We start from the raw sequence: 25335 nt of genomic DNA on the forward strand, positions 1-25335 counted from the left end.
TTGATGTCGACAAAGTCTTATCCCCGTGCCAAGCGGGTTGGCCAGCAGATTCAACGCGCTCTGAGCGAGTTGATCCGACGTGAGCTGCGCGACCCGCGGCTCGGCATGATCACGTTGACCGACGTGCGCATGTCGAGCGACTTGAGCTACGCGACGATTTACTACTCGGTGCTGGGTGCTGACCCGCACCTGGCTCAACAAATCCTTACGCAGGCCGCGGACATGCTCCGCGGCCCGCTGGGGCGCGCGCTCGGCATTCGCCACAGCCCGGAGTTGCGCTTCGTGCAGGACGAGCTGATCGAGAGCGGGGCGCGCCTGTCGGCCTTGATCAACAAGGCCGTGAAGGACGATGAGGCCCGCCATGTCGACGAGGAGCCGGCCGCTGAGTCCGAAACCGCGGCTGAGTCGGGCGACGACGACGCGCATTACAGCTCGGACGACGATGACGACGGCCACTACGATTCGGATGAGGATGACGACTCCGGCTCGAACCAGGACGAGCCGTCCTCCCCCAAACGCTGACGGCATCTCCAACGTGAAGCGCTTCCACCGTGAAGTCGACGGCATCCTGCTGCTCGACAAGGCTCTCGGCGTGTCCTCGAACGCCGCCCTCCAACAAGTTCGTGTGCTCTACGGCGCGCTCAAGGCGGGCCATGCGGGCAGCCTCGACCCGCTGGCCTCGGGCCTGCTGCCCGTATGCTTCGGGCAAGCTACGAAGGTCTGCGGCCGTCTGCTGAACTCTGGCAAGACCTATCGCGTGCTGGTGCAGCTCGGCGAGCTGACGCCCTCGGGCGATGGCGAGACCGAAGTAATCGAGCGGGCGCCGGTGCCGGCGCTGACGGGCGCGGGTGTCGATGCGACGCTGGCCGGGTTCCTGGGCAATCAGCAGCAGATTCCGCCCATGCATTCCGCACTGAAGTTCGAAGGCAAGCGCCTGTACGAGCTGGCTCGCAAAGGCGAGTCGGTCGAGCGGCCGCCTCGGGACATCGTGATCCACAGGATCGCGCGCGTAAGCACCGAGGATGGGCTGGCCTCCAATCAGCTCGAATTCGACGTGTACTGCTCCAAGGGGACCTATATCCGCACCCTGGCCGCCGATGTGGCGGTCAAGCTCGGCACGCTAGGCTATGTCAAAGGGCTGCGCCGGCTGTCGGTGGATCCCTTCGGCGAGCTGCCCATGTTCACGCTGGAGGCGTTGTCGAGCCAGACGCCGGAGCAGCTGGGCGGGCATCTGCTGGCGGTGGATACGGCGTTTGCCGACCTGCCGCGCGTGGATCTGGACGCCGCCGCCGAGCAAAGCCTGCTGCTGGGTCGTACGGTTGCCGGGCAAGCCGCCGCGCCGCTGAGCGAGGTGAGGCTGTATGGCGCCGCCGGGCGTTTCCTGGGCCTGGGCGAGGGCCAGCCGGGCGGGCGGGTAAAGCCGGCAAGGCTGTTTGTTTCGGTAGCCTGATTCTTGATTTTACTGGCTTGGTTTTACTTGAGATTCCAGGCCGCGCGGGTACAATGCGCGCCTCTCAAAAGGCTGACGGCATTCCGCCGCGCCGGTTTTGAGCATTCTTCACGCGGCGATTCGTACGCCGCACCGAGGTAAAGCAGATGTCTTTGTCGACCGATCAGAAGGGCGGAATCGTCGCCCAATACCGCCGTAATGCCAACGACACCGGTTCGCCGGAAGTTCAGATCGCGCTGCTGTCCGCGCGCATCAATGGCCTGGGCGAACACTTCAGCGCTCACAAGAGCGATCACGCCTCCCGCCGTGGCCTGCTCAAGATGGTGAACCAGCGCCGCAAGCTGCTGGACTACCTCAAGGAGACCGCGCCGGAACGTTATACCGCTGTCGTCAGCAGCCTCGGTCTGCGGCGCTAATCCGCTGGGTGGCGAGCCGGACAACATCTTCCGCCGGCTCGCCTTCCGATCGCGTACGAACCTTGGCACATCCTGTGTTCCGTTCGCAGCCTCCATTCTTCAATTCAATTCCGTGTCTCGGCCAATTTGCGCCCTCGTGTTGCGCGATGAGCTGCTGAGCCATCCAAATATCAGTAGGAACCATCGTGAGCGCTATTAAAAAATCCTTCGCCTTTGGCCAGCATCAAGTCACGATCGAAACCGGCGAAATGGCCCGCCAGGCCGACGGCGCGGTGGTAGTGACGATGGGCGATACCGTGGTGCTGGTCACCGCGGTGGGCCGCAAACAGGCCGATCCGAACAAGGACTTCTTTCCGCTGACCGTCAACTACGTCGAGAAGACCTACGCCGCGGGTCGCATCCCCGGCGGCTTCTTCAAGCGCGAAGGCCGTCCGTCGGAAAAAGAAACATTGACCTCGCGCCTGATCGACCGTCCGATCCGGCCGCTGTTTCCGGAACACTTCTTCAATGAGATTCAGGTGGTCGCGACCGTCGTGTCGCTGAATCCTGAAATCGATGCCGACATCCCGGCGATGCTCGGCGCCTCCGCCGCGCTGGCGCTGTCCGGTGTGCCGTTCATGGGCCCGATCGGCGCCGCCAAGGTCGGTTACATCGACGGCCAGTACGTGCTGAACCCGACCGCCAAGCAGCTCAAGACCTCCAAGCTCGATCTCGTGGTCGCCGGCACGGCCGAAGCGGTGCTGATGGTCGAATCCGAAGCCGATCGTCTGTCCGAGGAAGTGATGCTCGGCGCCGTGGTGTTCGGTCACGAGCAGATGCAGGTCGCGATCAAGGCGATCAACGAGCTCAAGGCCGAAGCCGGCAAGGCCGCCTGGGCCTGGGCGCCGCCGGTGGCCAACACCGCGCTGGAAGCCGCTGTGGCCGCCAATGCGAAGAGCGCGCTGAGCGACGCTTATCAGGTCACCGACAAGATGAAGCGTCGTGACCGCGTGCAGGAAATCAAGCTGGCCGCGATCACCGCGCTGGCTTCGGGCGAGGCGCCGCAGTTCGCCGCTGGCGATGTTTCCAAGGAATTCGCCAACCTCGAATACCGCATCGTGCGCGATCGCGTGATCACCGGCGCGCCGCGTATCGACGGCCGCGACATGAAGACGGTGCGTCCGATCACGATCAAGACCGGCGTGCTGCCGCGTACGCACGGCTCCGCTTTGTTCACTCGCGGCGAGACGCAGGCGCTCGTCACCACCACGCTCGGCACTGGCCGCGACGCGCAGATCATCGATGCGTTGACCGGCGAGCGCAAAGAGCCGTTCATGTTCCACTACAACTTCCCTCCGTTCAGCGTCGGCGAGACCGGCATGATGGGTTCGCCGAAGCGCCGCGAAATCGGTCACGGCAACCTGGCTCGTCGCGGCATCAGCGCCGTGATGCCGGACATGACCAACTTCCCGTACGTCATCCGCGTGGTCTCGGAAATTCTCGAGTCGAACGGCTCCAGCTCCATGGCCAGCGTCTGCGGCTCCAGCCTTGCGCTGATGGACGCGGGCGTGCCGATCAAGGCGTCGGTCGCCGGCGTGGCGATGGGCCTGGTGAAGGAGGGCGACAAGTTCCAGGTGCTCACCGACATCCTCGGTGACGAAGATCACCTCGGCGACATGGACTTCAAGGTGGCCGGTACGCGCGATGGCGTGACCGCCCTGCAGATGGACATCAAGATCAACGGCATCACCAAGGAGATCATGCAGGTGGCGCTGGATCAGGCGAAGGCCGGCCGTCTGCACATCCTCGAGCAGATGGACCAGATCCTCCCGGCGGCTCGCGCGCAGATGTCCGAGTGGGCGCCGTCGATCATCACCATCAAGATCGATCCGGAGAAGATTCGCGAAGTCATCGGCAAGGGCGGCGCGGTCATCCGGGCCATCACCGAAGAGACCGGCACCACCATCGACATCGAGAACGACGGCACGGTCAAGATCGCGTCGGTGGACGGCGTGTCGGGCCGCGAGGCGCAGCGTCGCATCGAGCTGATCACGGCGGAAGTCGAAGTGGGTCGCGTCTATGAAGGCCGCGTGGCGCGTCTGATGGACTTCGGCGCGTTCGTCACCATCCTGCCGGGCAAGGACGGCCTGGTGCACATCTCGCAGATCTCCGAAGAGCGCGTCGAGCGCGTCAGCGACAAGCTGAAGGAAGGCGACGTGGTGCGCGTGAAGGTGCTGGAAGTCGACCGTCAGGGCCGCGTGCGTCTGAGCATGCGCAACGTCGAGGCGTAAAGAATCAGGCCGGAGGCAGTGGCCACTGCCTCCGGTCGAAAGACTGGTTACTCAGGCACGCGAGTCGGTTTCCGTATCCACTGCGCGCTGTTCTTCGCGGGCCGCCGTCGCCGCTCCGCTCATCACTTTAAAGATATCGTCCTGCACCGAGCGCCATCGCTCGATGTTCTGTTGCGTCAGCGCGGCAATGCTGTCGTAGGCCTCGTTGCCGAATACGCCTCGCATGTGCTCCCTCATCTGCTGCTGTTGGCTCGACAGCATCTTCAGGCTCTGTTCCAGATAGCTTCCCACCAGGCATTGCATGGCGCCGCCATACGAGCGGATGACCTGCGACAGGAAGTCCTGACTCATCAGCGGTTCGCCGGCGTGCTCCTGCTCGGCAATCACCTGCAGCAGGATCGAGCGGGTGATGTCCTCGGTGGATTTCTTGTCGATGACGACGAAGTCGATTTTCTCCATCACCAGCCGGCGAATGTCGGCGAGCGTGATGTAGCGGCTTTCGACGGTGTCATAGAGCCGGCGGTTGGGATATTTCTTGACGACTCTGGGTTGAGTTGTTTGATTCGTCGCGTTCTCCTGCTTGTTTTCAAACTTGGGCTCGCTCATCACTGCTCCCCGATGCAGCTCAGAGCTAGAAGCCAATCTTGTTTCTAGCGCATTCATATTAGTCCATCCTCGCGTCCGACCCGGATCGTTGCCTGACGCTGTCCGTTCAAACGTTGCGGTTGCCAGTGTTTTATTGCCCACTCCCACAGCGTCGCCAATCCGGCACGACGCAGTTCGGGAGGCGGCGCTTGCTGCAGAAACGCCAACGCCCGCCATACTTCCCCAGTCGGGCGGTCGATATCGATTGCTGCAGCGCCTGCCGACTTCGACAGTTTGATCCCGTTAACATGTGTTGCTACTGGCAAATGTGCGTAGTCCGGTACTGCCAGATCTAACATGCGATGCAATATCACCTGTCGAGGTGTGCTGTGTAGCAAATCGGCCCCGCGCACGACCGCGGTAATTCCCTGGAAGGCATCGTCGATCACCACCGCGAGTTGGTAGGCATGCAGCCCATCCCGGCGACGAATAACGAAATCTCCCACCTCTGCTGACACATCAACAGTGAAGCGTCCTTGCAGCAGATCCGTAACTGCGGTTTCCCCTCGGGTCACAAATAAACGAATGGCGGTCTTGCGTTCCGGTGCGCGAGGGCCTAGGCGACACCATCCCGGATAGCGCAACTCATCGGTATCAAACAAACGCACTTCGGAAGATTGCGCGGCTTGCAGTTCACTTCGAGTGCAGGAGCAATGAAATGCCTGAGCGTTATTTAACAAACGTTGCGTCGCCGCTTCATAAGCTTCGCGGCGTGAACTCTGACGCAAGATAGAACCAGTCCACTCGAAACCGAGCGTGTCGAGGGTACGGATGATGGAGTCGGCGCTGCCGGGGACCTCGCGCGGGGTGTCGAGGTCTTCGATACGAAGCAGCCATTCGCCGCCCGCCTGACGGGCATACAGATAACTGCCGACGGCCGCGACCAGCGAGCCGAAATGGAGAGGGCCGGTCGGCGAGGGTGCGAACCGGCCCCGGTAGAAGCGGTTGGCGGTTGGTGAAGAGGGTAGCAGCATCCGATCATCGCCGGCTGGCGGCAATGGGTCGATTCGGACAGTACATCGGACGGCCGCGGCTGGGGCTCTTGACTAACCGCCAACCGCCAACCGCCAACCGCCAACCGCGAACCGCGAACCGCTATCTGTACCGGTCGTCGCGGTCGCCGTACTGAAGTTCGCGACGCTCGCGACGTTCCTGCGCTTCGATGCACAGGGTCGCGACCGGACGGGCTTCGAGCCGCTTGATGCCGATCTCCTCGCCGGTCTCGACACAGTAGCCGTAGCTGCCGTCCTCGATCCGCTTGATCGCTTCTTCGATCTTGCGGATCAGCTTGCGCTCGCGGTCACGCGTGCGCAGCTCGAGGCTGAACTCGGACTCCTGGGTCGCGCGGTCGTTCGGATCGGGGAAGTTGGCCGCCTCGTCCTTCATATGGAGCACGGTGCGATCGACCTCCTGCATCAAGTCCCGTTTCCACGTGTTCAGGATCTGTCGGAAGTGGTCGAGCTGCTCCTTGTTCATGTACTGCTCGCCACGCCGCGGAATGTAAGGTTTTACATTCCGAGGGCCGGCTAACAGATTGACGCTCGACAGATCCTGGCCTTCGCTGTCCTCACTGTCGCTGGTCGCGTCAGTGTCCTGGGAATTGGTAATCGGATGAGAAATCACGGGTCTCGCTGAAGTTGGCTTCACAGGGGTTGCAGGGACCGGTTCGGCGACCGACTCGTCGTCGGTTTCCGTAACCGGGGCGGCTGCCGGCTTGTGGGCCGGCTTCGCTGCGGCGGCTACTGCTGCCACTGGCTTGATCGGTTCGCTGGGCTTGTCGGCCTTGGTTGCAGTGTGGGCGGAAGCTGGGGTCGGCCGGGGCACCGGGGCGGCTGAGGCCGGCTTCGGCCGCGCCGCTGCCGGGGGCGCTTTCCTGGCGGGCACCGCCTTCTTTGCGGTGTCCTTGGCCGACTCTTTCACGGCCGGGGCTTTCTTGACCACGGGTTGCTTGGCCTTCGTCGCTTTCGTCGACGGTTTTTTTGCGGCCATCGAAAATGCCTCCGCGAGGGCCCCGGCTCAAACCACGGCCCTAAACAACAGCTTGGACACCACCTTGTACTAGGTGCTTCAACAGTTCCGGACAATCGTTCGCCAAAGAGGGGCGCGATTATACAGACCGTACCTGCCTCGTACAGGGCTATCGGCGGCTGCGAATTTCGGTCCACTCAGCCGCTGTCAACGCGTCCACAGGCGGGAATGTTTCACATACACTACGGCCCGTTTTCACACCCCCTTTGGCACTCGAGGCGCGATGCGACTCAATAAGATCAAGTTGGCCGGGTTCAAGTCGTTCGTGGACCCGACCGCGGTGAATTTCCCGGGCAATCTGACGGGCGTCGTCGGCCCGAACGGTTGCGGCAAGTCGAACATCATCGACGCCGTGCGCTGGGTCATGGGCGAGATCTCCGCCAAGCATCTGCGTGGCGATTCGATGGCCGACGTGGTGTTCAACGGCTCCAGCTCGCGCAAGCCCGTGGGCACCGCCTCCGTGGAACTGGTGTTCGACAATTCCGACGGCAAGCTCGCCGGCCAGTTCGCCAACTTCAACGAAGTGTCGCTGAAACGCGTCGTGTCCCGCGACGGCACCTCGGCGTACTTCCTCAACGGCGCGCGCTGCCGTCGCAAGGACATCACCCAGCTGTTCCTCGGCACCGGCCTGGGCTCTCGCAGCTACGCCATCATCGAGCAAGGCATGATCGGCCGCGTCATCGAGGCGCGTCCGGAGGAGCTGCGAGGCTTCATCGAAGAGGCGGCCGGCATCTCCAAGTACAAGGAGCGCCGTCGCGAGACCGCCAATCGCATCTCCGCCACCAAGGAGAACCTGGAGCGCCTGAACGACGTCCGCGAGGAGGTCGACAAGCAGCTGCGCCACTTGCAGCGCCAGGCCGCGACCGCGCGCCGCTATCAGTCCCTGAAGCAGGATGAGCGCAAGCTCAACGCCGAATTGATCGCCCTTCGCCTGAAGACCATCGAAGGCGACGCGGAGTCGAAGGAAGCCATTCTGCGTGAGCGCGACACGGCGATGCAGGCGTTGATCGCCGAGCTGCGTGCCATCGAGTCGTCGATCGAAACCTCGCGCGAAGATTTCACCGAAAAGTCAGAAGCCCTGAACGCGGTTCAGGGTCGCAATTACCAGATCGGCTCCGAGATCTCGCGCACCGAACAGTCGATCCAGCACACCCGCGAGCTGCGCCAGCGCCAGCGGCAGGATCTGGAACAGACCGAAGAGAGCGCGGCCGAAGCCAGCAAACACCTGTCGCGCGATCAGGAACAGATCACCACGCTGCAGACCGAGCTGGAACAGCTCGAGCCCGGTCTCGAAGCCGCTCGCGAGCGCGAGCAGTCCTCCGCCGACGCGCTGTCACAGGCCGAAGAGGCGATGCAGCTGTGGCAGGAGCGTTGGGAAGATTTCAATCGCGAGTCGCGGTCGGCCAGCGAAAAGACGCAGGTCGAGCGCGCGCGTATCGAGCAGTTGGAACATCAACTGTCGGGCCTGCGGTCGCGTCGTGAACGGTTGAGCTCCGAGCTCGGTCAGCTCGACATGGGCGACTCCGCCGAGCGCATCGCCATGCTCGAAGCTCAGCAGGAAGATGCCGCTCTCCAAGGCGAGACCGCGGCGACTCAGCTGCGTGAAGCAACGGAACAGTTGCAGGCGCTGCGTGAGCGCGAGCGCGAGCTGGTCAGCGCCGAAGACAACGCCCGCAAGCAGTTGCAGGAAGCGCAGGGCAAGCTGATGTCGCTGCAGGCTCTGCAGCAGGCGGCGCTCGGCCTCGCTCAAGGCAAAGTCACCGAATGGCTGTCATCCAATTCTCTCACCGAGCGTCCGCGTCTCGGTCAGCAACTGGTCGTGGAGCAGGGCTGGGAGCGTGCGGTCGAGACGGTGCTCGGCTCGTACCTCGAAGCCGTGTCGGTCGATGCCCTCGACGACATCGCGCAACGCATCGACTCGTTGCAAGTCGGCTCCGTTTCTTTCTTCTCGGCGGGATCGAGCAGCGCTCACAGCAGCGACAGCAACAGCCTGCTGTCTCGCGTGCAGGGGCCGTCCGCGATCTCCGCGTTGTTGACGGGCATCGTCGCCGTCGACTCGTTGCCCGAAGCGCTGGAGCGCCGTCACTCCCTCTCCGATGGTCAATCGATCATCACGCGTGATGGCGTCTGGATCGGGCGCGACTGGCTGCGTGTCAGTCGCGACAAAGACGTTCACGCCGGCGTCATCGAGCGCGAAAAGGAAATGGGCGAGCTGCGTGACCGCGTCAGCGCGGCCGAAGAGCAGCGCGAGACCGTGCAGTCGCAGCTCGCCGAATGCCGTGACGGCTTCCACGCGCTCGAACAGCGCCGCGATGAATTGCAGGTCGAGGTGAATCGTCTGCATCGCTCGCATAGCGAGTTCAGCTCGCAAGTGACCGCACTGCGTGCCAAGGCCGAGCAGACCGCCGAGCGTCTGCGTCGGGTCACCGGCGAAATCGAAGAATTGGATAGCGACCATCAGAGCCGTGCCGAAGCCATTGCCGAAGCGCGTGCCCGCCTGCAGGAAGGCGTGGAGGCGATGGCGCAGTTCGAAGATCAGCGCATCGGTCTCGAGCAGGAGCGTGATGAGCGCCGTGAAGATCTGGGTCACAAGCGCTCACAGGCGCAGCTGGATCGCTCCGGTGCGCAGGACGTGGCGATCAAAGTGGAGTCGCGGCGCTCGGCGCTGCAGTCCATTTCCGCCGGTCTCGATCGTCTGCGCAATCAGTTGGAACAGTTGGAGCAGCGCAGAGACAGGCTGACTGCGCAGTTGTCCGAGGGCGATGCGCCGCTCGAAGCGCTGGAGCTGGAGCTCGAAGCGAAGCTCGAGCAACGCGTCGAAGTCGAACAGGAATTGTCGGTCGCGCGCGAGGCGCTGGAAGGTGCCGAGCATTTGATGCGTACGATGGATCAGCAGCGCCTGGATCGCGAGCACGCGATCGAAGCCGCGCGCAATGGCCTGGAAGACGTGCGCATGCTCGCTCAGGAATTGAAGGTGCGCCGTGAGACGCTGCAAGAGCAGTTCGCGGCGACCGGTCTGGAGCTGGCGACCGTGTACCAGGAAATGCCGCCGGAAGCCGACGTGCATGCCTGGGAAGAAACATTGAGCGACATCGCCGACAAGGTCGGCCGGCTCGGCGCGGTCAATCTCGCGGCCATCGAGGAATATCAGGAACAGTCCCAGCGCAAGGAATACCTGGACAGCCAGTTCAAGGACCTGACCGAAGCGCTGGAAACGTTGGAGACCGCGATCCAGAAGATCGACAAGGAAACGCGTCAGCGTTTCCAGGACACGTTCGATCGGGTCAACGCCGGCCTGAAGGAACGCTTCCCGCGCCTGTTCGGCGGCGGTCATGCGTACCTGGAGCTGGCGGGCGAGGACATCCTGAACGCCGGCGTGTCCATCATGGCGCGCCCGCCGGGCAAGCGGAACAGCACCATCAATCAGCTCTCGGGCGGTGAGAAGGCACTGACGGCGGTGGCGCTGGTGTTCTCCATCTTCGAACTGAATCCCGCGCCGTTCTGTCTGCTGGACGAGGTGGACGCGCCGCTCGACGAAGCGAACGTCGGCCGCTTCTGCAACACGGTCAAGGAAATGTCCGAGCGCGTGCAGTTCATCTTCATCACTCACAACAAGACGACGATGGAGCTGGCGTCGCACCTGGTCGGTGTGACCATGAACGAACCGGGCGTGTCGCGCCTGGTAGCAGTGGACGTCGACGAAGCGGTGCGTCTGGCGGCGATGTAAAGAACGAGCTCTATGAGTGAGTTGCGTTGGATTCTGATCGGGTTCGGTATCGTGCTGCTCGCAGGCATCTATCTGTGGGGGCGGCGCGGTGCTACGGCAGTGGGCGAAGATGTCGCGCTTCGCTCTCGCCCCGAGCCTTCGATGCAGCCGCATGGCTTCACCGAGGTGCGTCGGGAGCCGGCGTTTCAGCGGGACGATGTGCCCGACTACGAAGAGCCGGAAGAAGACGATCAGCCTGAGCAGGTGGCAGGTGAAGCAGAGCCGCCGGTCGAGGACTATGACGACACGGCCGTGCGACCGGTGCGTCCGTCGAGCCCCCGCATGGAAGCTCGTGTTCCTCGCGGCGAGTCGCCGCGGCCGGTGCGAGAAACGCCGCCGGCGGTGAACCTGGAAGCGGCCCGGCCGCTGCCGGATTTTCGTCGTGGCCGCGTCGAGCCGACACTCGGCAACGATTCGATCACCGAAGAGCTGCCGGTGCAGGCGCCGGACTCGACCGCCGTCGTGACACCGGCGCCGACGCTGTCGTCCAGCGAATCGCCGGGCGCGCGCCGCTCGCCCGATCGTCGCAAGATTCTATCGCTGCGGCTGAGCTCGGCCCCGCAGAAGATCGAAGGCGCGAAGCTGCAGGAAATGCTGGCGGCGGAGCTGCTGGTTCACGGCAGGTACGACATTTTCCATCGCGAGCACAGCGACGGTCAGGCCATCTTCAGCATCGCCAGCATGGTCGAGCCCGGCACGTTCGATCCGGAGAAGATGAGCGAGACACTGTATCCGGGCGTGACTTTGTTTGCTCAGTTGCCGGGCCCCGTGCCGGGCATGCATGCACTCAATGAGCTGGTCGCCTGCGCGCGGCGCCTGCATCAAGGGCTGGGCGGCGTGCTTCAGGACGATCGCGGTGTGCCGCTGACGGTGCATCGTATCGAGCGGATGAAACAGGAGGTTCGCGATTTCGAGCGGCCACCTCCGGGCGCCAGCACGCGCCCCACCAGCAGATCCGAGGGTTATCAGGAGTGACAGTCCGTTCCGCCGCGGCGCGCGCAGTGGATCTGCGCCGCCAGCTGGAGCAACACAACTATCGTTATTACGTGCTCGACGACCCGGAAGTCTCCGACGCCGAGTACGATCGTTTGCTCAACGAGTTGCAACAGATCGAGGCGGACAACCCCGATCTGATTACTGCCGACTCACCCACTCAGCGCGTCGGTGCGACGCCGGTCAGCGAGCTGCAGGAAGCCGTCCACACGACGCCCATGCTGTCGCTGGACAACGCCTTCACGGATGAAGACCTGATCAATTTCGACCGCCGCGTCCGCGAGCGGCTGGAAACAGACAAAGTCATCGAGTACGTCGCCGAGCCCAAGCTCGACGGTCTGGCCATGAGCTTCCGTTACGAAAACGGCAAGCTGGTGCGTGCGGCCACGCGCGGCGACGGCATGAAGGGCGAGGACGTGACTCACAACGTCCGCACGATCAAAGCCGTGCCGACGCAACTGCGTGGCAAGGCGCCCGATGTGATCGACGTGCGCGGTGAAGTGTTCATGACACTCGCCGGCTTCAAAGCGATGAATCAGCGCGCGCTGGAGAAGGGCGAGAAAGTCTTCGTGAACCCGCGCAACGCCGCGGCCGGCACGATGCGTCAGCTCGATCCGCGACTCGCCGCGAGCCGTCCGCTCGATGTGTTCTTCTACGCCGTCGGCGAGCATGGCAATTGGAAACTTCCGGCCACGCACTTCGAAGTGCTCGAACAGCTGCGTGAATGGAATCTGAAGGTGTCGCCGCTGGCCAAGGTGGTGCAGGGCGCCGAGGGCTGTCTCGAGTACTACAAAGACATCGGTGAGAAACGCAGCTCGCTCAAGTACGAGATCGACGGCGTCGTCTACAAGGTCAATCGCTTCGCTCAACAACGCGAGCTCGGCTTCGTTTCTCGCGCGCCGCGCTGGGCGATCGCGCACAAGTTTCCGGCGCACGAAGAAAACACGATCGTTCGCGACGTGGAATTTCAAGTCGGCCGCACGGGCGCGCTGACGCCGGTCGCGCGACTCGAACCTATCTTCGTCGGTGGGGTGACGGTGAGTAACGCCACGCTTCACAACATGGACGAAGTCGAACGCAAGGACGTGCGCATCGGCGACACGGTCGTCATTCGACGCGCGGGCGATGTCATTCCCGAGGTCGTCAAGGTCGTTCTCGACCGCCGGCCCGACAATGCGAAGAAGGTCGTGCTGCCGAAGAAGTGCCCGATTTGCGGCTCGGCCGTCGAGCGCGAGGAGGGCGAAGCCGTTGCTCGCTGCACAGGCAGCTTGTCGTGCGCCGCGCAGCTCAAAGGTGCGCTGCTGCACTTTGCCGGCCGCCGTGCGATGGATGTCGACGGGCTCGGTGAGAAGATCGTCGATCAGCTGATCGAGGGTGAGTCGCCGCTGGTGAAGAGCCCGGCCGATCTCTACCAGCTGACCGTCGAGCAGTTCGCGGACCTGGAACGGCTGGGCGAGAAGTCGGCGAAGAATCTGGTCGACGCGCTGGAGAAGAGCAAGAAGACCACGCTGTCCCGTTTCCTCTACGCGCTCGGCATTCGCGACGTGGGCGAGTCCACCGCCACCGCGCTCGCGAATCACTTTGGATCGATCGAGGCGCTGCAGGAAGCGAACGAGGCCGCGATCCAGGAAGTGCCCGATGTCGGGCCGGTCGTGGCCGCACACGTCTACACGTTCTTTCAGCAGCCTCACAATCGCGAAGTCGTCGAGGCGCTCAGAGAGCGCGGCGTTCATTGGCCTGCGCAAAAGGCCCGGGCCGCTCCGGCCGAGGGGCCGCTGACGGGCAAGACGTTCGTGCTCACCGGAACGCTCGATAGCATGAGCCGGGACGACGCGGGCGATCGCATCGTCGCGCTCGGCGGCAAGGTCACGGGCAGCGTGTCGAAGAAGACCAGCTACGTCGTGGCGGGGGCGGAAGCGGGCTCGAAGCTGACCAAGGCTCAGGAGCTGGGGGTCGAGATTCTGGACGAAGCCGCCTTTTTGAAGCTGCTCGGGGGCTGATCGGCCGCTTGGGTCGTCGTGGCTGTGACCCCCTTCACGCCAGGGGGGCGGGCCAGTATGACTTAATCCCGCCGATAGCCGGCGAGACTAGGCACGTGCGCGTATACACCACTGGCGTGTTCGACATCCTCCATCGAGGACACCTCAATATTCTCACCCAGGCGGCGGCGCTCGGGGAGCTGACCGTCGGCATCATGAGCGACCAGGGCGTCGAGGACACCAAGGGCGCCCGTCCCATCCTGAGTCTGGAAGAGCGCGATGCGCAGATCCGCTCGCTGCCGTTCGTCGCCGAGGTCATTCACTACACCGACGTTGACCAGCGCGCCAACTACGCGGCGTTGCGGCCAGACATCGTCGTGCAGGGCGACGACTGGTTGTTTTCCGCCGACCGCACGCCAGCGCTGAACTTCTTACGCGACAATGGTATTCGTCTGGTGCTGTTGCCGCGGACCCAGGGCATTTCCACGACCGAGATCCGTAAACGCGTGGAGCGCTCGAGACGCCGCGACGAGCAGTTCCTTCGCGAACGGCTGCGCATGGTGCCGATGGCCGAGTTGAAACGCTACGAGGCTTTCGACGAGGCCAAGGTCGACAAGCTGATCGCGAAGATCCACGCCGACGGCACCTTCTTCAACCCGATCAGCGTGGTGCGCGAGATGATCGTGATCGATGGGGCGAATCGGCTCGAGGCGCTGCGTCGCCTGGATGCGAGACACGTGCCCTGCGTGGTTTACGATTACTCGGAGATCGATCTGCTCGGCAACGTGCATTTCATCAACAATGGCGTGACCACTCGACTGTCGGAATTCTCGCGTGAGGTCGGAGAGCGCATCGAATTCCCACGCCGCTCGCCGCAGGATATCCGCGCGGCAGCCGAGAGCGGCAAGATGATTCCCAACGGCGAGACGTTTCATCGTGTCCCGCAGAGCGTGATCCGGTTTCCCATTCCCATGAGCGCGCTCACGTCGCCGACGGCGTTCGATCTGGCGGGCTACCTGGAGCGCAGGATCGCGTCCGGGCAGATTCGCTTTTATCAATCCGGTGTCTATGTGTGCGACGAATGGCAGGACGCGGGCTGAATCATGAGCACCCAGACCGCCAGTGATTTTTGGAAGTCGCAAACTCAGTATCCATTCGCGTTCACGCGCAAGCGTCGTATCCACGAGCTCAACTATCTGGTGCCGCGCCTGGCGAAAGTGCAGGGCAAGCGGCTGCTGGATCTGGGCTGCGGCGACGGCTCGTTGCTGGAATGTCTGCTGCGCCTGACCGATTTCGAAGAATTTCATGGCTGCGATATCGCGGCCGATCTGCTCAAGGGCATCGATCCGCGGGTGCGCACTTCGGTCTTCGATATCGCCCATCCCAGTCCGCTGCCCGAAGTCGATGCGGCCATCGTCGCGGGCGTCATTCAATACGTGTTCGATGACAAATTGGTCGATGCGCTGTTTGCACGACTGCAGGCACCGGTGGTGTGGGTGCGTTCGACCTGCACGTTACAACCGCAAGCCGAGCGTGTCGTGAAGGACGGCTACGCGTCGAACTACCGGACCGTACCCGAGACCTTCGAGTTGTTGTCGCGGCATTATCGGGTCACCGCCGTCGATCGGGTCTATCCCGACGAGCTCGAGTCGGCGTTTGGCACCAAACAATTCTATTTCGAGGCGCGGCGCTCCCCATGACGCGGTCCACATGGACGTGCCGGGCCGCGGTCGGGCTCGGGTTGCTGCTGCACGCCGCGACTGCGGCGGCCTACATCGATCCCGGCACCGGCAGCGCGCTGTTCTACGTCGTCTCCGGCATCGTCGTGTCCATCTACTTCGGCGTGCGCGGTCTCTACTACCGCGTGGTCGAGGCGATCTTTCGCGTGCGCTACAAAGATCAGCGCTGTGAGCTGGCGATCCATTGCGAGGATCCGCGCTATGAAATCACGTTCCTGCCGGTGCTGAAGGCGCTGGTCGAACGCGGTATCGAGCCGACCTTTTTCACCATGTACGAGCGCGACGCTTCGTACGAACCGTTGCCGGCCAAGGTCACGCACCGGTCCATCGCGCCGGGCATGGTCGGCTATGCCTATTTGAACAACATCGAGGCGGATTTGCTGGTCACGACCACGCCGCAGCTCGATGTCATGACATTTCGTCGCTCCGCCAGGGTGAAGCACTACGCGATTCTGCAGCACGCGCTGGGTGAGTCGCGCTACGTTCGACCCTATGCCTATGATTACTACGACTCGGTGTTGTGTTGTGGCGAGATCATCAAAGCGAACATCCGCCGGATCGAGGCCATTCGCGGCCTGCCGCAGAAGGCGCTCTACGAGACCGGCATTCCTCACTACGAAGAGTTGTTGAAGAGCCGGCGCGAGATCGGCGCGGCAAGCAGCAAGCCGGTGGTGCTGGTGGCGCCCAGTTGGGGGCCGTTCAGCATGTTCGAGTCGTTCGGCGTCGACTTCCTCGCATCGCTCGCCCGCGACTATCAGGTGATCGTGCGGCCGCATCCGCAAATGAAGGTGTCGCAGCCGGAGTTGTACGCCAGGGTGCTGGCATCGAGCGGTGTCACCGTCGATACCCAACGTACCCCGGCCGATGCGATGTCCCGTGCGCACGTCCTGTTGAGCGATATCTCGGGCATCACTCATGAGTTTGCGTTCATCTACGAACGCCCGGTGGTGATCATCGATCAGAAGCGCATCGCCGGCGGCCTGGAGGGCGATCTGCTCGGCGGCGACAGCGAGTTGAAGGAGCGCTGCCGGGAATTCATCGTGCCGGTGCCTCCCGAGGAGATGCCGAATATCGCGACTCACATCGGCCGGACGCTGGCGAGTCACTCCGCCGCGAGGCTGACGGAGGTTCGCTCGCAGTTGATCTATAACTTCGGTCGCGCGGGCGAAGTAGCGGCGGGGCAGCTCGCCGACATCCTCGCCCGGCAACGCTCGACGGCGGGAGCAGTGTAATGCTCGACGCACTGGAGCACGTGTTCGTCGATCCGCTGATGCTCATCTATGCGTTCATCTACCATTTTCCCGAGCGCTGGATACTCGATGCCGGGGTGCAGCTGATCCTGTTCAGCGTGATGTTGAATCTGCTCTTGATGCCGCTGTATCGGCAGATGGAGCAGCGGTCGGCGGCCACGCGCGAGATCAGGCAGCGCGTGGCGAGCGAAGTCGCCCGCATGAAGCGGCACTTTCGCGGTCGCGAGCGGTACTTCTACATCCGTGCCGTCTATCGCAACTACAAATATCACCCGATCTCGGAACTGCTCGGCTCGGCGGATCTACTGGTGCAGATCGTGGTGTTCTTCACGGTGTTTCATTATCTGTCCGGGCTCGACGCGGTGGCTGGACAATCGTTCGGTCCGATCGCGGATCTGAGCCGTCCGGATGGATTGCTGGGCGGCGTGCACCTGTTGCCGCTGCTGATGACGGCAATCAACGCGGCGTCGACCTACTATTACGTCGACGATCCCAGCAAGCGTTGGCAAGCCTGGGCACTGGCGGCCGTGTTTCTGGTGCTGCTCTATGGGAGTCCGGCGGCCTTGGTGCTGTACTGGACCACGAACAATCTGTTCTCGTTGATCCGGAACATCTTGGCGCGTCGGATGCGATCAGGAAGCAGCACGCCGCAGTTCCCGACCTTCGCGCGATTCACCGCGCAGCGCTGACTCATGTCCCTCGAAGTCATATTGTTGTTTCTCACCATGGTGCTGGCGCTGGCAGGCGTCTTTCGCACGGTGAGCTCGGTCGGGATCGTGCCCGTCGTGCGCCTGGTGACGGGCGTGCTGGCTGTCTATGCTGCGTTGCTAGCGGCGCTCTGGCTCGAATGCACGCCGTGGCTATTGCTCGGCGTCGCGATCGCGGCAAGCCTCGCTTCGCTGGCCATCCAGGGTGAGGGGCTGTCGCGATTGACGCACGCACTGGGACGGTTGCGTCTGCCGCTCTATTTGTTATCGACGGCCGCCATGGCGGCGCTGTTGCTGCTCTTCGTGCCTGTCGCGACGTATCTCACGTCGCCCGGCGAGTTGGGCATCCCTCTGAGCGAGCTCCTCTGGGGCAATGCTTGTCAGGCCATGCTTGCAGTCTACGTCGCGGCGCTGTTCTACATGCTCGCATTCACATCGAGAATGCGCACGCTGCTGACGTTGCTCGTGGTCACCGCGCTCGCGCTCTCGATCGTCTACACGTTCGCATTGCCTTTTGGCTATCCACCGATGTCGGGCCTCGCTTTCGAGCAGATTCCACTGCCCGGATCGGTGCTCGCCTGGCGCGCATTGGTCGATGTCGCGTTGCTGTCGGCAGTCGCGTCGACGGTTTGCGCACTGATCGTTCGTTTCGGCGCGCGGCCGTTGATCGTCGCCAGCGTACTGATGAATGTGTCCTTGGGCGGCGTCATCGTCCTGCGCGCCTCGCAGGATCGAGTGGGCGAGGCGGGCGGGGCGACCGCCGACGCGCAATTGCCGGCGCAGCCGCTGAGGTTCTCCAGTACCAAGCCCAATGTTCTGATCCTGTTCCTGGACCGATTCATGGGCTCGTATGTGGAGTCCATCGTACAGAGCGATCCTGATCTGCTGGAGCGGCTCGACGGCTTTACCTGGTATCCGCGTACCGTCTCCGCGGGTCACAACTCGATCGCCGGCGTGCATCCGATGCTCGGCGGTTACGACTACACGCCGGTCGAAATGAACGCGCGTGGCCGATCGTTACGCGAGTTGTCGATAGAGGCGTTCTCCATTCTGCCGCATAACTTCGCGAGCCACGGCTACCACGTCAATCTGGTCAGCCCGCGAGGACTCGGCTTTACGATGGCGGGCGATTGCGGCGCGTTGAAAATCAACGGCGTCACCTGCACGCATTTCCCCCTGACCACGGTTCGCCAGCGCGCCCAGCGCATGGGATTTACCTTCGACGATCTGGCCAAGGCGGGCTATGCGGATCTGTTGTCGTTGCTGAGCTCGATGCGCGGTGCGCCGTACCTGGTGAAGCACGTCATCTATGAGAAAGCGCAATGGCGTCCGTTCATGGATTCATCGGCCGGGACCACGTTCAGGGAATGGGCGCAGTTGCAGGCGCTGCCGGAAGTGACGCGGTTCGATGCCGAAGAATCCAATCTGAATTTCGTGTCCAGCCTGCTGGCGCACGAGCCCAGCTTCCTCGGCGAGGACTGCCAGCCACGGCACGAATTGTTCAAAGTCCCGGATGAAGAGTTCGCGCGTCGGGGCCATACCAGCTTGTATTCGCTGTGGCATGCCATCGGCGCGCGCTGCACCTTGCTGAGTGTGGCCGACTATCTGGATGTCTTGAAACAGGCGGGTGTGTACGACAACACCAAGATCGTCATCGTGTCGGATCACGGCATCGTCGGGCGGATCACGGACCGCTCCACTCGCGCCGTGGCGGGCGGCACCACAGACGCCAGATACGTGGCCACTCGCTCGGTATTGCTGGTCAAGGAGCGCAATGCGCGAGGCCGGTTGCAGACCCTGGAGGACTTCCTGCCGAACGCGGAAGTGCCCCGCATTCTTTGCGAAGAGATCGGCGGGTGCGTGAACCCGTACCTCAACGATAAAAGGATCGCCGCGGACGGTCGCGACGATCCTTTCTATGTCTCCATCGTGCCCTGGCAGTTCAGCGCGCAACAAGCCGAATCGTTCGTGATCCAGGAACAGCGCGTGTTGAAGGGCAAGGATCCTTACGATGTGAAGGGCTGGACCACGCTCGAGTGAGCGCTCAGGTCTTTTTCTCGATCTTGGCGTTCTTGCGCAGCTCATCCAGATAGTTCTGCAGCTTCTTCCGCTGCACCAGCATCTTGACCCGGTCCTTGACCTCGTCGAACGCCGGCGCCTGAGTGGTGCGGGACTCTTCGAGCTTGATGATGTGCCAGCCGAACTGGCTCTGTACCGGCTGATCCGTCATCTGCCCCGGCTGCAGCGCCGCGACCGCGTCGGAGAACGGCTTGACCATGGTCTCGAGCGTGAACCAGCCGAGATCGCCGCCGTTCTTGCCGGAGGGATCCTTCGAGTTCTTTTCCGCCAGCTTGGCGAAATCCGCGCCGCCCTTGAGCTCCTTGGTGAGCGCCTCGGCCTTGGCCTGGTCGTCCACCAGAATGTGTCGTGCGTGATATTCCTTAGGCATCTGCGCGACCTGCGCGTCATATTCCGGGCGCAGCTCCGCGTCCGTCACCGGGTTCTTCTCCAGCCACTCCTGGAGGCCGGAATCGACCAGCACGTTGAGGCGGGCGAGGGCGAGCTGATCCTGGACCTTGGGCTGCTTTTCGATGCCTGCCTTGGAGGCCGCTTCGGCCGCCAGCTGCATGCTGATGAACTGATCCAGCAGCTGCGACTTTTCGGCTTCGGAGATCTCGCGCTTGGACTGGCGCCCGACGTTCTCGACGTACAGGTCGAACTCCGACTTGCTGATGTTCTTGCCATTGACCACCGCGACCGGCGGGCCGGCGGGGGCTTTTTGGCTTTCGGCGGCATTGCCGCAGCCGGCCAGCAGCGTCAGAGGCAGCAGCAGGCCGACGAGGAGATGACGATTCATGGGAGTCCTTGATGTGGAAGTTATCTGAAAGATATTCGTCAGCGCGCTTCGTCCGGTGTCAGCGCGGTGATGCTCAATGCGTGGATGTCGGTCTGCATGAGATCGCCCAGCGACCGGTAAACCAGCTGGTGCCGCTGCAGCGTGCGCAGGCCGCCAAAGTCGGCGGACACGACGCGCACGCGAAAATGCCCTCGGCCATCTCTCGCACCCGCATGACCGGCGTGCAGATGGCTGTCGTCGATCAACTCGACCTGCTCGGTGTGCAATGCCTTGCGCAGCTCACCGACGATGCGCTCGGCGCGGGTCACTGCGGCTTCTCCGACGGGGCCGAGGTGTCCTCGGGCGGCATCTTGGACGACAGCCAGATCGCCTGCGCGATCGCGAACACCACGGTCAGCCCGAGCATGCCGAACAGCTTGAAGTTGACCCAGACCTCTTCGGAGAAGTTGTAGACGATATAGAGGTTGATGATGCCGAGCGCGGTGAAGAACACGATCCAGGCCCAGTTCAGCGTGCGCCATACCGGCGGGTCCAGCTGCACGTTCTCGCCCATCATCCGTTCGATCAGCAGTTTGTCGCCAAAAAACCGGCTGGCGAGGAAACCGGCCGCGAACAGCCAGTTGACCACCGAGACCTTCCACTGGATGAAAACCTTGTCATGGATCAGCAGCGTCAAACCGCCGAAAATCAATACCAGCACGCCCGAGATCAGCGCCATCTGGCTGACCTTGCGGTGGCGGAACCATTGCCAGGCCGTCTGCGCTATCACCGCGACGATGATCACGCCGGTGGCGACGAACAGGTTGCCGGTGATCTTGTAGGTGAGAAAGAACGCGATGACCGGAAAGAAGTCGAACAACAACTTCATGAGAGGACGCGGACCTTGCCGGTCGACCGGCGGATTTGACAGGGCCGCTATCATACCGGGATGACCAGCCGCTATTTGGAGATTCACCCCAGGGACCCGCAGCTCCGCCTGATCCGTCAGGCGGTCGAGATCATTCGTGAGGGCGGGGTGGTCGTTTATCCGACCGATTCGTGCTACGCGCTTGGCTGCCACCTCGGCGACAAGGCGGCCATGGAGCGCATTGCCCGCATTCGCCAGACCGACCGTCATCACCACTTCACATTGGTGTGCAGCGACCTGTCGGAGATCGCCAACTACGCGCGCGTCAGCAACACGCAGTACCGCACGCTGAAGGCGTTCACGCCGGGGCCATACACCTTCATCCTGCAGGCCACCAAGGAGACGCCGCGGCGCCTGCAGAACGAGAAGCGCAAGACCATCGGCGTGCGTGTGCCCGACCATCCCGTGGTCACCGCCATCCTCGACGAGCTGGGCGAACCGATCATGAGCTCGACGCTAATCCTGCCGGGCGACGAGCATCCGCTGACCGATCCGCGCGAGATCCAGGAGCGGCTGTTTCACTTCGTCGACGCGGTGATCGACAGCGGCAACTGCGGGCTCGAGCCGAGCAGCGTGATCGACCTGGCCGGTCCCGCGCCGGTCGTGGTCCGCCGGGGCAAGGGCGACGTGAGCGCGTTCGAATAATGCGACTCATCGGCAGCTATCAAGAGTGGCTGTCAAGCTGCGTATAATGCCGCCAGCTTCACAAGCTGCTGATTTCCCGAATTAACAAGATTCGCTAACGCCTTGATTTTTAGGTCGTAAGGATAGGCATTGAGCTCGACTCCCGCTACCAACCGACGCGTCCTGTCCGGCATGCGCCCGACAGGTGCACTCCATCTTGGTAACTATCACGGCGCGCTCAAGAACTGGGTGGAGCTGCAGTACCAGTACGAGTGCTACTTCTTCGTCGCGGACATTCATGCGCTGACGACCGGTTACGAGGACACTTCGCAACTCGAGAGCAATGTCTGGAACGTGGTGATCGACTGGCTGGCCGCCGGTCTGAACCCGGCGTCCTCGACCATCTTCATTCAGTCGCGCGTGCCCGAGCACTCCGAGCTGCATCTGTTGCTGTCGATGATCACGCCGCTCGGCTGGCTGGAGCGCGTGCCGACCTACAAGGATCAGCAGGAGCAGCTCAAGGACAAGGATCTCGCGACCTACGGCTTTCTCGGTTATCCGTTGCTGCAGTCGGCCGACATCCTGTTGTACAAGACCGCCTTCGTACCGGTTGGCGAGGACCAGATCGCGCACGTGGAGATCACGCGCGAAGTGGCGCGTCGCTTCAATCATGTCTATGGCCGCGAGCCCGACTTCGAGGCCAAGGTGGATAAGGCACTCAAGGCATTGGGCAGTCGCAACGGCACTCGATACAACGAGTTGCGGCGTCTTTATCAGGAGAAGGGCGATCAGGAAGCCATCGCCAAGGCGCACTCGCTGCTGGAAGGCACGGCGCGGCTGACCCTGGCCGATCGCGAGCGCCTCATCGGCTATCTGGAAGGCACGGGCCGCAGCTATCTGGTCGAGCCCGAAGTGCTGCTGACGGCGACGCCGAAGGTGCCCGGCCTCGACGGTCGCAAGATGTCCAAGTCCTACGGCAACACCATCGGCCTGCGCGAGGATCCCGATCAGGTCGCGAAGAAGCTGAAGGGCATGATGACCGACCCGGCGCGGCAGCGTCGCACCGATCCGGGCGATCCGGACAAGTGCCCGGTGTTCGATCTGCACAAGATCTATTCGTCGACCGAGACGCAGGCGTGGGCCGCGCAGGGCTGTCGCTCCGCCGGCATCGGTTGTCTGGATTGCAAGAAGCCGGTCATCGATGCAATCGTGACCGAGCTGCGCGGCATGCAGGCACGTGCCAAGGAATTCGAAGAGAATCGCGACCTGGTCCGAGGCATCATCGCCGAGGGCAACGAGAAGGCGCGCGACGTGGCCCGCCAGACACTCGATGAGGTGCACCAGGCGATGGGGATGAACTACCGGTGAGCAAGGCCAAGCCCGAACTGAAGCTGGTGGAAGACACCGGCTCGCAGCTGCAGGACGAGGACCTGAGCGCCGAATTGCCGCCCCAGCAGAGCGAGATGCCGTTCGCCGTCGTCGAAGGCGAGCCGATGACGCAGCTGCCGCGGGATTTGTATATTCCGCCGGATGCGTTGCAGGTGTTCCTGACCGCGTTCGAAGGTCCGCTCGATCTGCTGCTGTATCTGATCCGCAAGCAGAACCTCGACATCCTGAACATTCCGATCGCCGAGATCACTCGTCAGTACATGAAGTACATCGAGGTGATGGCGGAGTTGCAGCTGGAGCTCGCCGGCGAATATTTGCTGATGGCCGCGATGCTCGCGGAGATCAAGTCGCGCATGCTGTTGCCGCGGCCGCCGTCGGCTGAGGGCACGGATGAAGACGATCCGCGCGCCGAGCTGGTGCGTCGTCTGCAAGAGTACGAGCGCTTCAAGAAAGCGGCGGAGGATCTCGACAAGCTGAATCGGCTGGAGCGCGACAACGTGCTCGCGTCCGCCGAGCTGGAAGAGCGCCAGGTCGTCAAGCTGCTGCCGGACGTGACGCTGAAGGAAATGCTCGACGCATTTCGCGACGTGTTGTCCCGCGCCGAGAAGTTCGCGCATCACCACATCTCGCGCGAGCGCTTGTCGCAGCGTGAGCGCATGACGGAGATTCTGGCGCGCTTGCAGACGGTCGCGTTCTTCGAGTTCCGCCAATTGTTCAAGCCCGAAGAAGGGCGCATGGGCGTCACTGTGACGTTCATCGCCATTCTGGAATTGATGAAGGAAGGCTTGATCGAAATCGTGCAAGCTGAGGCTTACGCCCCCATCCACGTACGCACCGCGCAGCGGCACCTGAAAGTCGTTCAGGGTGGCGTCGCGGCTTCGGAGACGGCCGACGCGGAGAACGCCGCGGCGCTCGCGCAGCCGGAGCTGGCGGGTGAGAACGATATTCCAGATGACGACGACACGCCGCCGGCCGATGACGCTGCCATCGCCGTGCAGGAAGCTGTTGCCGATGTGGCTGCGGCGTCTTCGATTGCGGTCGACAGCATCGAGTCGGATAACACGATTGTCGATGCGGGCTTTGTTGAAGCCGCGGTGTCGGAGGCGATTGCGTCGACCGAGAATGCGGTGGAGACCGTCGCCGAAGTCGCTGCGACTGATGAGGCGGCCGTTGCCGCCGCGGTGGCCGAAGAGGTTGCTGCTGGATCGCCGGTGGTGATCGATGAGGCGGCGCTCGAGTCCTCCGAGGGTCGAGAGGTCGCGATCGATGCAGCGGTGATCGAAGCGGCCGCCGCCGATCTCGCGGCAGAAGATTCGTTGCCGGCTGAGCCGGGGGCCGTCGATGTTGCGACGGACGGCTCGTTGCTGATTGAGTCGGCCGGCGCCGATATCGCGATTGAAGGATTGCTGATTGAGCCGGCCACGCTTCAGGTCGTGACCGATGAGTTGTCGGTGAACTCGCACGTTTATGACGAGGTCACCCTCGAAGACGTGCCGCATGATTTTGGCGCCGTGGATTCCGCCCTCGCCGACGAAACAGATCCGCTGACGGCGCAGGCCGTCGAGCAGGTCGCTGAGCTCAGCGTGTCGCCGGTGATGGATGTCCTCGCGGAGGGCGAGTTGACACAGGCCGGCCTCATCGAAGGCACGGTCGCCGACGCGCCTGAATCGGTTGAGGCGCTGGTGTCGATTTACACGCCGGAGCCGGTGGAGACGACCGAAGCGGTCGAGCCGAACGAGGCAGCTGGGCTGGCTGAGACGACCGAAGCGGTCGACGTGACCGAGGTCGTCGGGCTGACCGAGACCACTGAAGCCGTCGAGCCGAACGAGGTTGTCGGGCTGACTGAGACGACCGAAGCGGTCGAGTCGACCGAGGTCATCGGGCTGACCGAGATGACCGAAGCGGTCGAGCCGAACGAGGCCGTCGCGGCGATCGAGAGTGTTGACGTCGTTCCCGGCGACGAGCGCACGGTTGAAGAACACGTCGTCGAGGAGCACGAAGTCGAGGAACACATCGTTCCCGAGCACGTGGTCGAAGAGCACGTCGTGCCCACGCCGGTGGTGATCGAAGAGAACACGTCGCAGACGGATGCAGCCGCGTTCGTCGATGAGTCCGTCGCCCGGTCGGAAGCCGAGGTTGTTGTCGACCAGGTCGAGGCAGCTGACGGCGTCGACGGAGTTGTCGACCAGGTCGAGACCGCTGAGGTGCTCGACGAAGTGGTCGATGAGGTCGAGGCAGCTGAAGCCGTCGACGGAGTGGTCGATGAGGTCGAGGCAGCTGACGGCGTCGACGGAGTTGTCGACCAGGTCGAGACC

At 63.0% G+C, this 25335-nt stretch carries 20 protein-coding genes and 1 pseudogene; 15 read left to right on the forward strand and 6 right to left on the reverse strand.

The window, feature by feature from the left end; all coding sequences use genetic code 11:
• The first annotated feature begins 3 nt into the window (after nt 1–3).
• The 4 genes from rbfA to pnp all read left to right on the forward strand — a co-directional run bounded on the left by rbfA (nt 4) and on the right by pnp (nt 4136).
• Entirely contained in the window at nt 4–522 is a 519-nt protein-coding gene (gene rbfA / locus EKO19_RS23645; protein WP_129779176.1) for a 30S ribosome-binding factor RbfA, read from the forward strand.
• 13 nt (nt 523–535) lie between these two features.
• The gene (gene truB / locus EKO19_RS23650; protein ID WP_217705542.1) at nt 536–1450 is read left to right on the forward strand and encodes a tRNA pseudouridine(55) synthase TruB; all 915 of its coding nucleotides are present in this window, start codon (nt 536–538) and stop codon (nt 1448–1450) included.
• 146 nt (nt 1451–1596) lie between these two features.
• The gene (gene rpsO, locus EKO19_RS23655) at nt 1597–1866 is read left to right on the forward strand and encodes a 30S ribosomal protein S15 (RefSeq protein WP_129779180.1); all 270 of its coding nucleotides are present in this window, start codon (nt 1597–1599) and stop codon (nt 1864–1866) included.
• Between the two features lie 185 nt (nt 1867–2051).
• Complete coding sequence (gene pnp, locus EKO19_RS23660; protein ID WP_129779182.1) at nt 2052–4136, forward strand: polyribonucleotide nucleotidyltransferase; 2085 nt, start codon at nt 2052–2054, stop codon at nt 4134–4136.
• Between the two features lie 51 nt (nt 4137–4187).
• Here pnp and phaR read toward each other — a convergent pair whose 3' ends face one another.
• From phaR to dksA, 3 genes are all read right to left on the reverse strand, one after another.
• Nucleotides 4188–4742: a polyhydroxyalkanoate synthesis repressor PhaR gene (gene phaR, locus EKO19_RS23665; RefSeq protein WP_157995410.1), complete on the reverse strand. Its 555-nt coding sequence runs from the start codon at nt 4740–4742 to the stop codon at nt 4188–4190.
• Nucleotides 4743–4795: 53 nt separating this feature from the next.
• Nucleotides 4796–5755, reverse strand: a complete 960-nt coding sequence (gene gluQRS, locus EKO19_RS23670; RefSeq protein WP_129779186.1) for a tRNA glutamyl-Q(34) synthetase GluQRS — start codon at nt 5753–5755, stop codon at nt 4796–4798.
• A gap of 121 nt (nt 5756–5876) precedes the next feature.
• Nucleotides 5877–6770, reverse strand: coding sequence for an RNA polymerase-binding protein DksA (gene dksA / locus EKO19_RS39665; protein ID WP_129779188.1), 894 nt, complete (start codon nt 6768–6770; stop codon nt 5877–5879).
• A 262-nt stretch (nt 6771–7032) separates the two neighbouring features.
• On the opposite strand from dksA, the gene smc reads away from it, so the two are divergent.
• The 8 genes from smc (at nt 7033) to EKO19_RS23715 (ending at nt 19283) form a co-directional block, all read left to right on the forward strand.
• Nucleotides 7033–10536 (forward strand): chromosome segregation protein SMC, encoded by a 3504-nt coding sequence (smc, locus tag EKO19_RS23680; RefSeq protein WP_129779190.1) that lies wholly within the window; start codon nt 7033–7035, stop codon nt 10534–10536.
• A gap of 12 nt (nt 10537–10548) precedes the next feature.
• The gene (locus EKO19_RS23685) at nt 10549–11550 is read left to right on the forward strand and encodes a cell division protein ZipA (RefSeq protein WP_129779192.1); all 1002 of its coding nucleotides are present in this window, start codon (nt 10549–10551) and stop codon (nt 11548–11550) included.
• On the forward strand, nt 11547–13568 hold the full coding sequence (gene ligA, locus EKO19_RS23690) for an NAD-dependent DNA ligase LigA (protein ID WP_129779194.1): 2022 nt from the start codon (nt 11547–11549) through the stop codon (nt 13566–13568). Before EKO19_RS23685 ends, ligA begins: the two co-directional genes overlap by 4 nt.
• A gap of 95 nt (nt 13569–13663) precedes the next feature.
• Complete coding sequence (locus EKO19_RS23695; RefSeq protein WP_129779196.1) at nt 13664–14647, forward strand: adenylyltransferase/cytidyltransferase family protein; 984 nt, start codon at nt 13664–13666, stop codon at nt 14645–14647.
• 3 nt (nt 14648–14650) lie between these two features.
• Nucleotides 14651–15247, forward strand: a complete 597-nt coding sequence (locus EKO19_RS23700; RefSeq protein WP_129779198.1) for a class I SAM-dependent methyltransferase — start codon at nt 14651–14653, stop codon at nt 15245–15247.
• Nucleotides 15244–16518, forward strand: a complete 1275-nt coding sequence (locus EKO19_RS23705; protein WP_129779200.1) for a CDP-glycerol glycerophosphotransferase family protein — start codon at nt 15244–15246, stop codon at nt 16516–16518. The genes EKO19_RS23700 and EKO19_RS23705 overlap by 4 nt, the downstream gene beginning before the upstream one ends.
• Nucleotides 16518–17225: a YidC/Oxa1 family membrane protein insertase gene (locus EKO19_RS23710; protein WP_129779202.1), complete on the forward strand. Its 708-nt coding sequence runs from the start codon at nt 16518–16520 to the stop codon at nt 17223–17225. Before EKO19_RS23705 ends, EKO19_RS23710 begins: the two co-directional genes overlap by 1 nt.
• A gap of 3 nt (nt 17226–17228) precedes the next feature.
• On the forward strand, nt 17229–19283 hold the full coding sequence (locus EKO19_RS23715; protein ID WP_129779203.1) for an alkaline phosphatase family protein: 2055 nt from the start codon (nt 17229–17231) through the stop codon (nt 19281–19283).
• Between the two features lie 4 nt (nt 19284–19287).
• Here the strand turns inward: EKO19_RS23715 and EKO19_RS23720 are convergent, their stop codons facing one another.
• Genes EKO19_RS23720 through EKO19_RS23730 form a run of 3 tightly spaced genes read right to left on the reverse strand, consistent with a single transcriptional unit; the run spans nt 19288 to nt 21022 of the window.
• Nucleotides 19288–20100 carry a peptidylprolyl isomerase gene (locus EKO19_RS23720; RefSeq protein WP_129779205.1) on the reverse strand — a complete coding sequence of 271 codons (813 nt, stop codon included), beginning with the start codon at nt 20098–20100 and terminating at the stop codon, nt 19288–19290.
• Nucleotides 20101–20138: 38 nt separating this feature from the next.
• Nucleotides 20139–20408, reverse strand: coding sequence for a BolA family protein (locus tag EKO19_RS23725; protein WP_129779207.1), 270 nt, complete (start codon nt 20406–20408; stop codon nt 20139–20141).
• Entirely contained in the window at nt 20405–21022 is a 618-nt protein-coding gene (locus tag EKO19_RS23730; protein ID WP_407676662.1) for a septation protein A, read from the reverse strand. Before EKO19_RS23730 ends, EKO19_RS23725 begins: the two co-directional genes overlap by 4 nt.
• A gap of 6 nt (nt 21023–21028) precedes the next feature.
• Here EKO19_RS23730 and EKO19_RS23735 point away from each other — a divergent pair, with 6 nt between their 5' ends.
• From EKO19_RS23735 to EKO19_RS39995, 3 genes and pseudogenes are all read left to right on the forward strand, one after another.
• Nucleotides 21029–21652 (forward strand): L-threonylcarbamoyladenylate synthase, encoded by a 624-nt coding sequence (locus tag EKO19_RS23735; protein ID WP_129779211.1) that lies wholly within the window; start codon nt 21029–21031, stop codon nt 21650–21652.
• 129 nt (nt 21653–21781) lie between these two features.
• Nucleotides 21782–22999: a tryptophan--tRNA ligase gene (locus EKO19_RS23740; RefSeq protein ID WP_129779213.1), complete on the forward strand. Its 1218-nt coding sequence runs from the start codon at nt 21782–21784 to the stop codon at nt 22997–22999.
• Between the two features lie 95 nt (nt 23000–23094).
• Nucleotides 23095–23856 (forward strand): annotated as a pseudogene (locus EKO19_RS39995) (segregation and condensation protein A); the annotation flags it as partial.
• Nucleotides 23857–25335: the final 1479 nt, after the last annotated feature.

Source organism: Peristeroidobacter soli (assembly GCF_004138485.1).
In the GTDB taxonomy this organism is placed as follows: Bacteria; Pseudomonadota; Gammaproteobacteria; order Steroidobacterales; family Steroidobacteraceae; genus Steroidobacter; species Steroidobacter soli.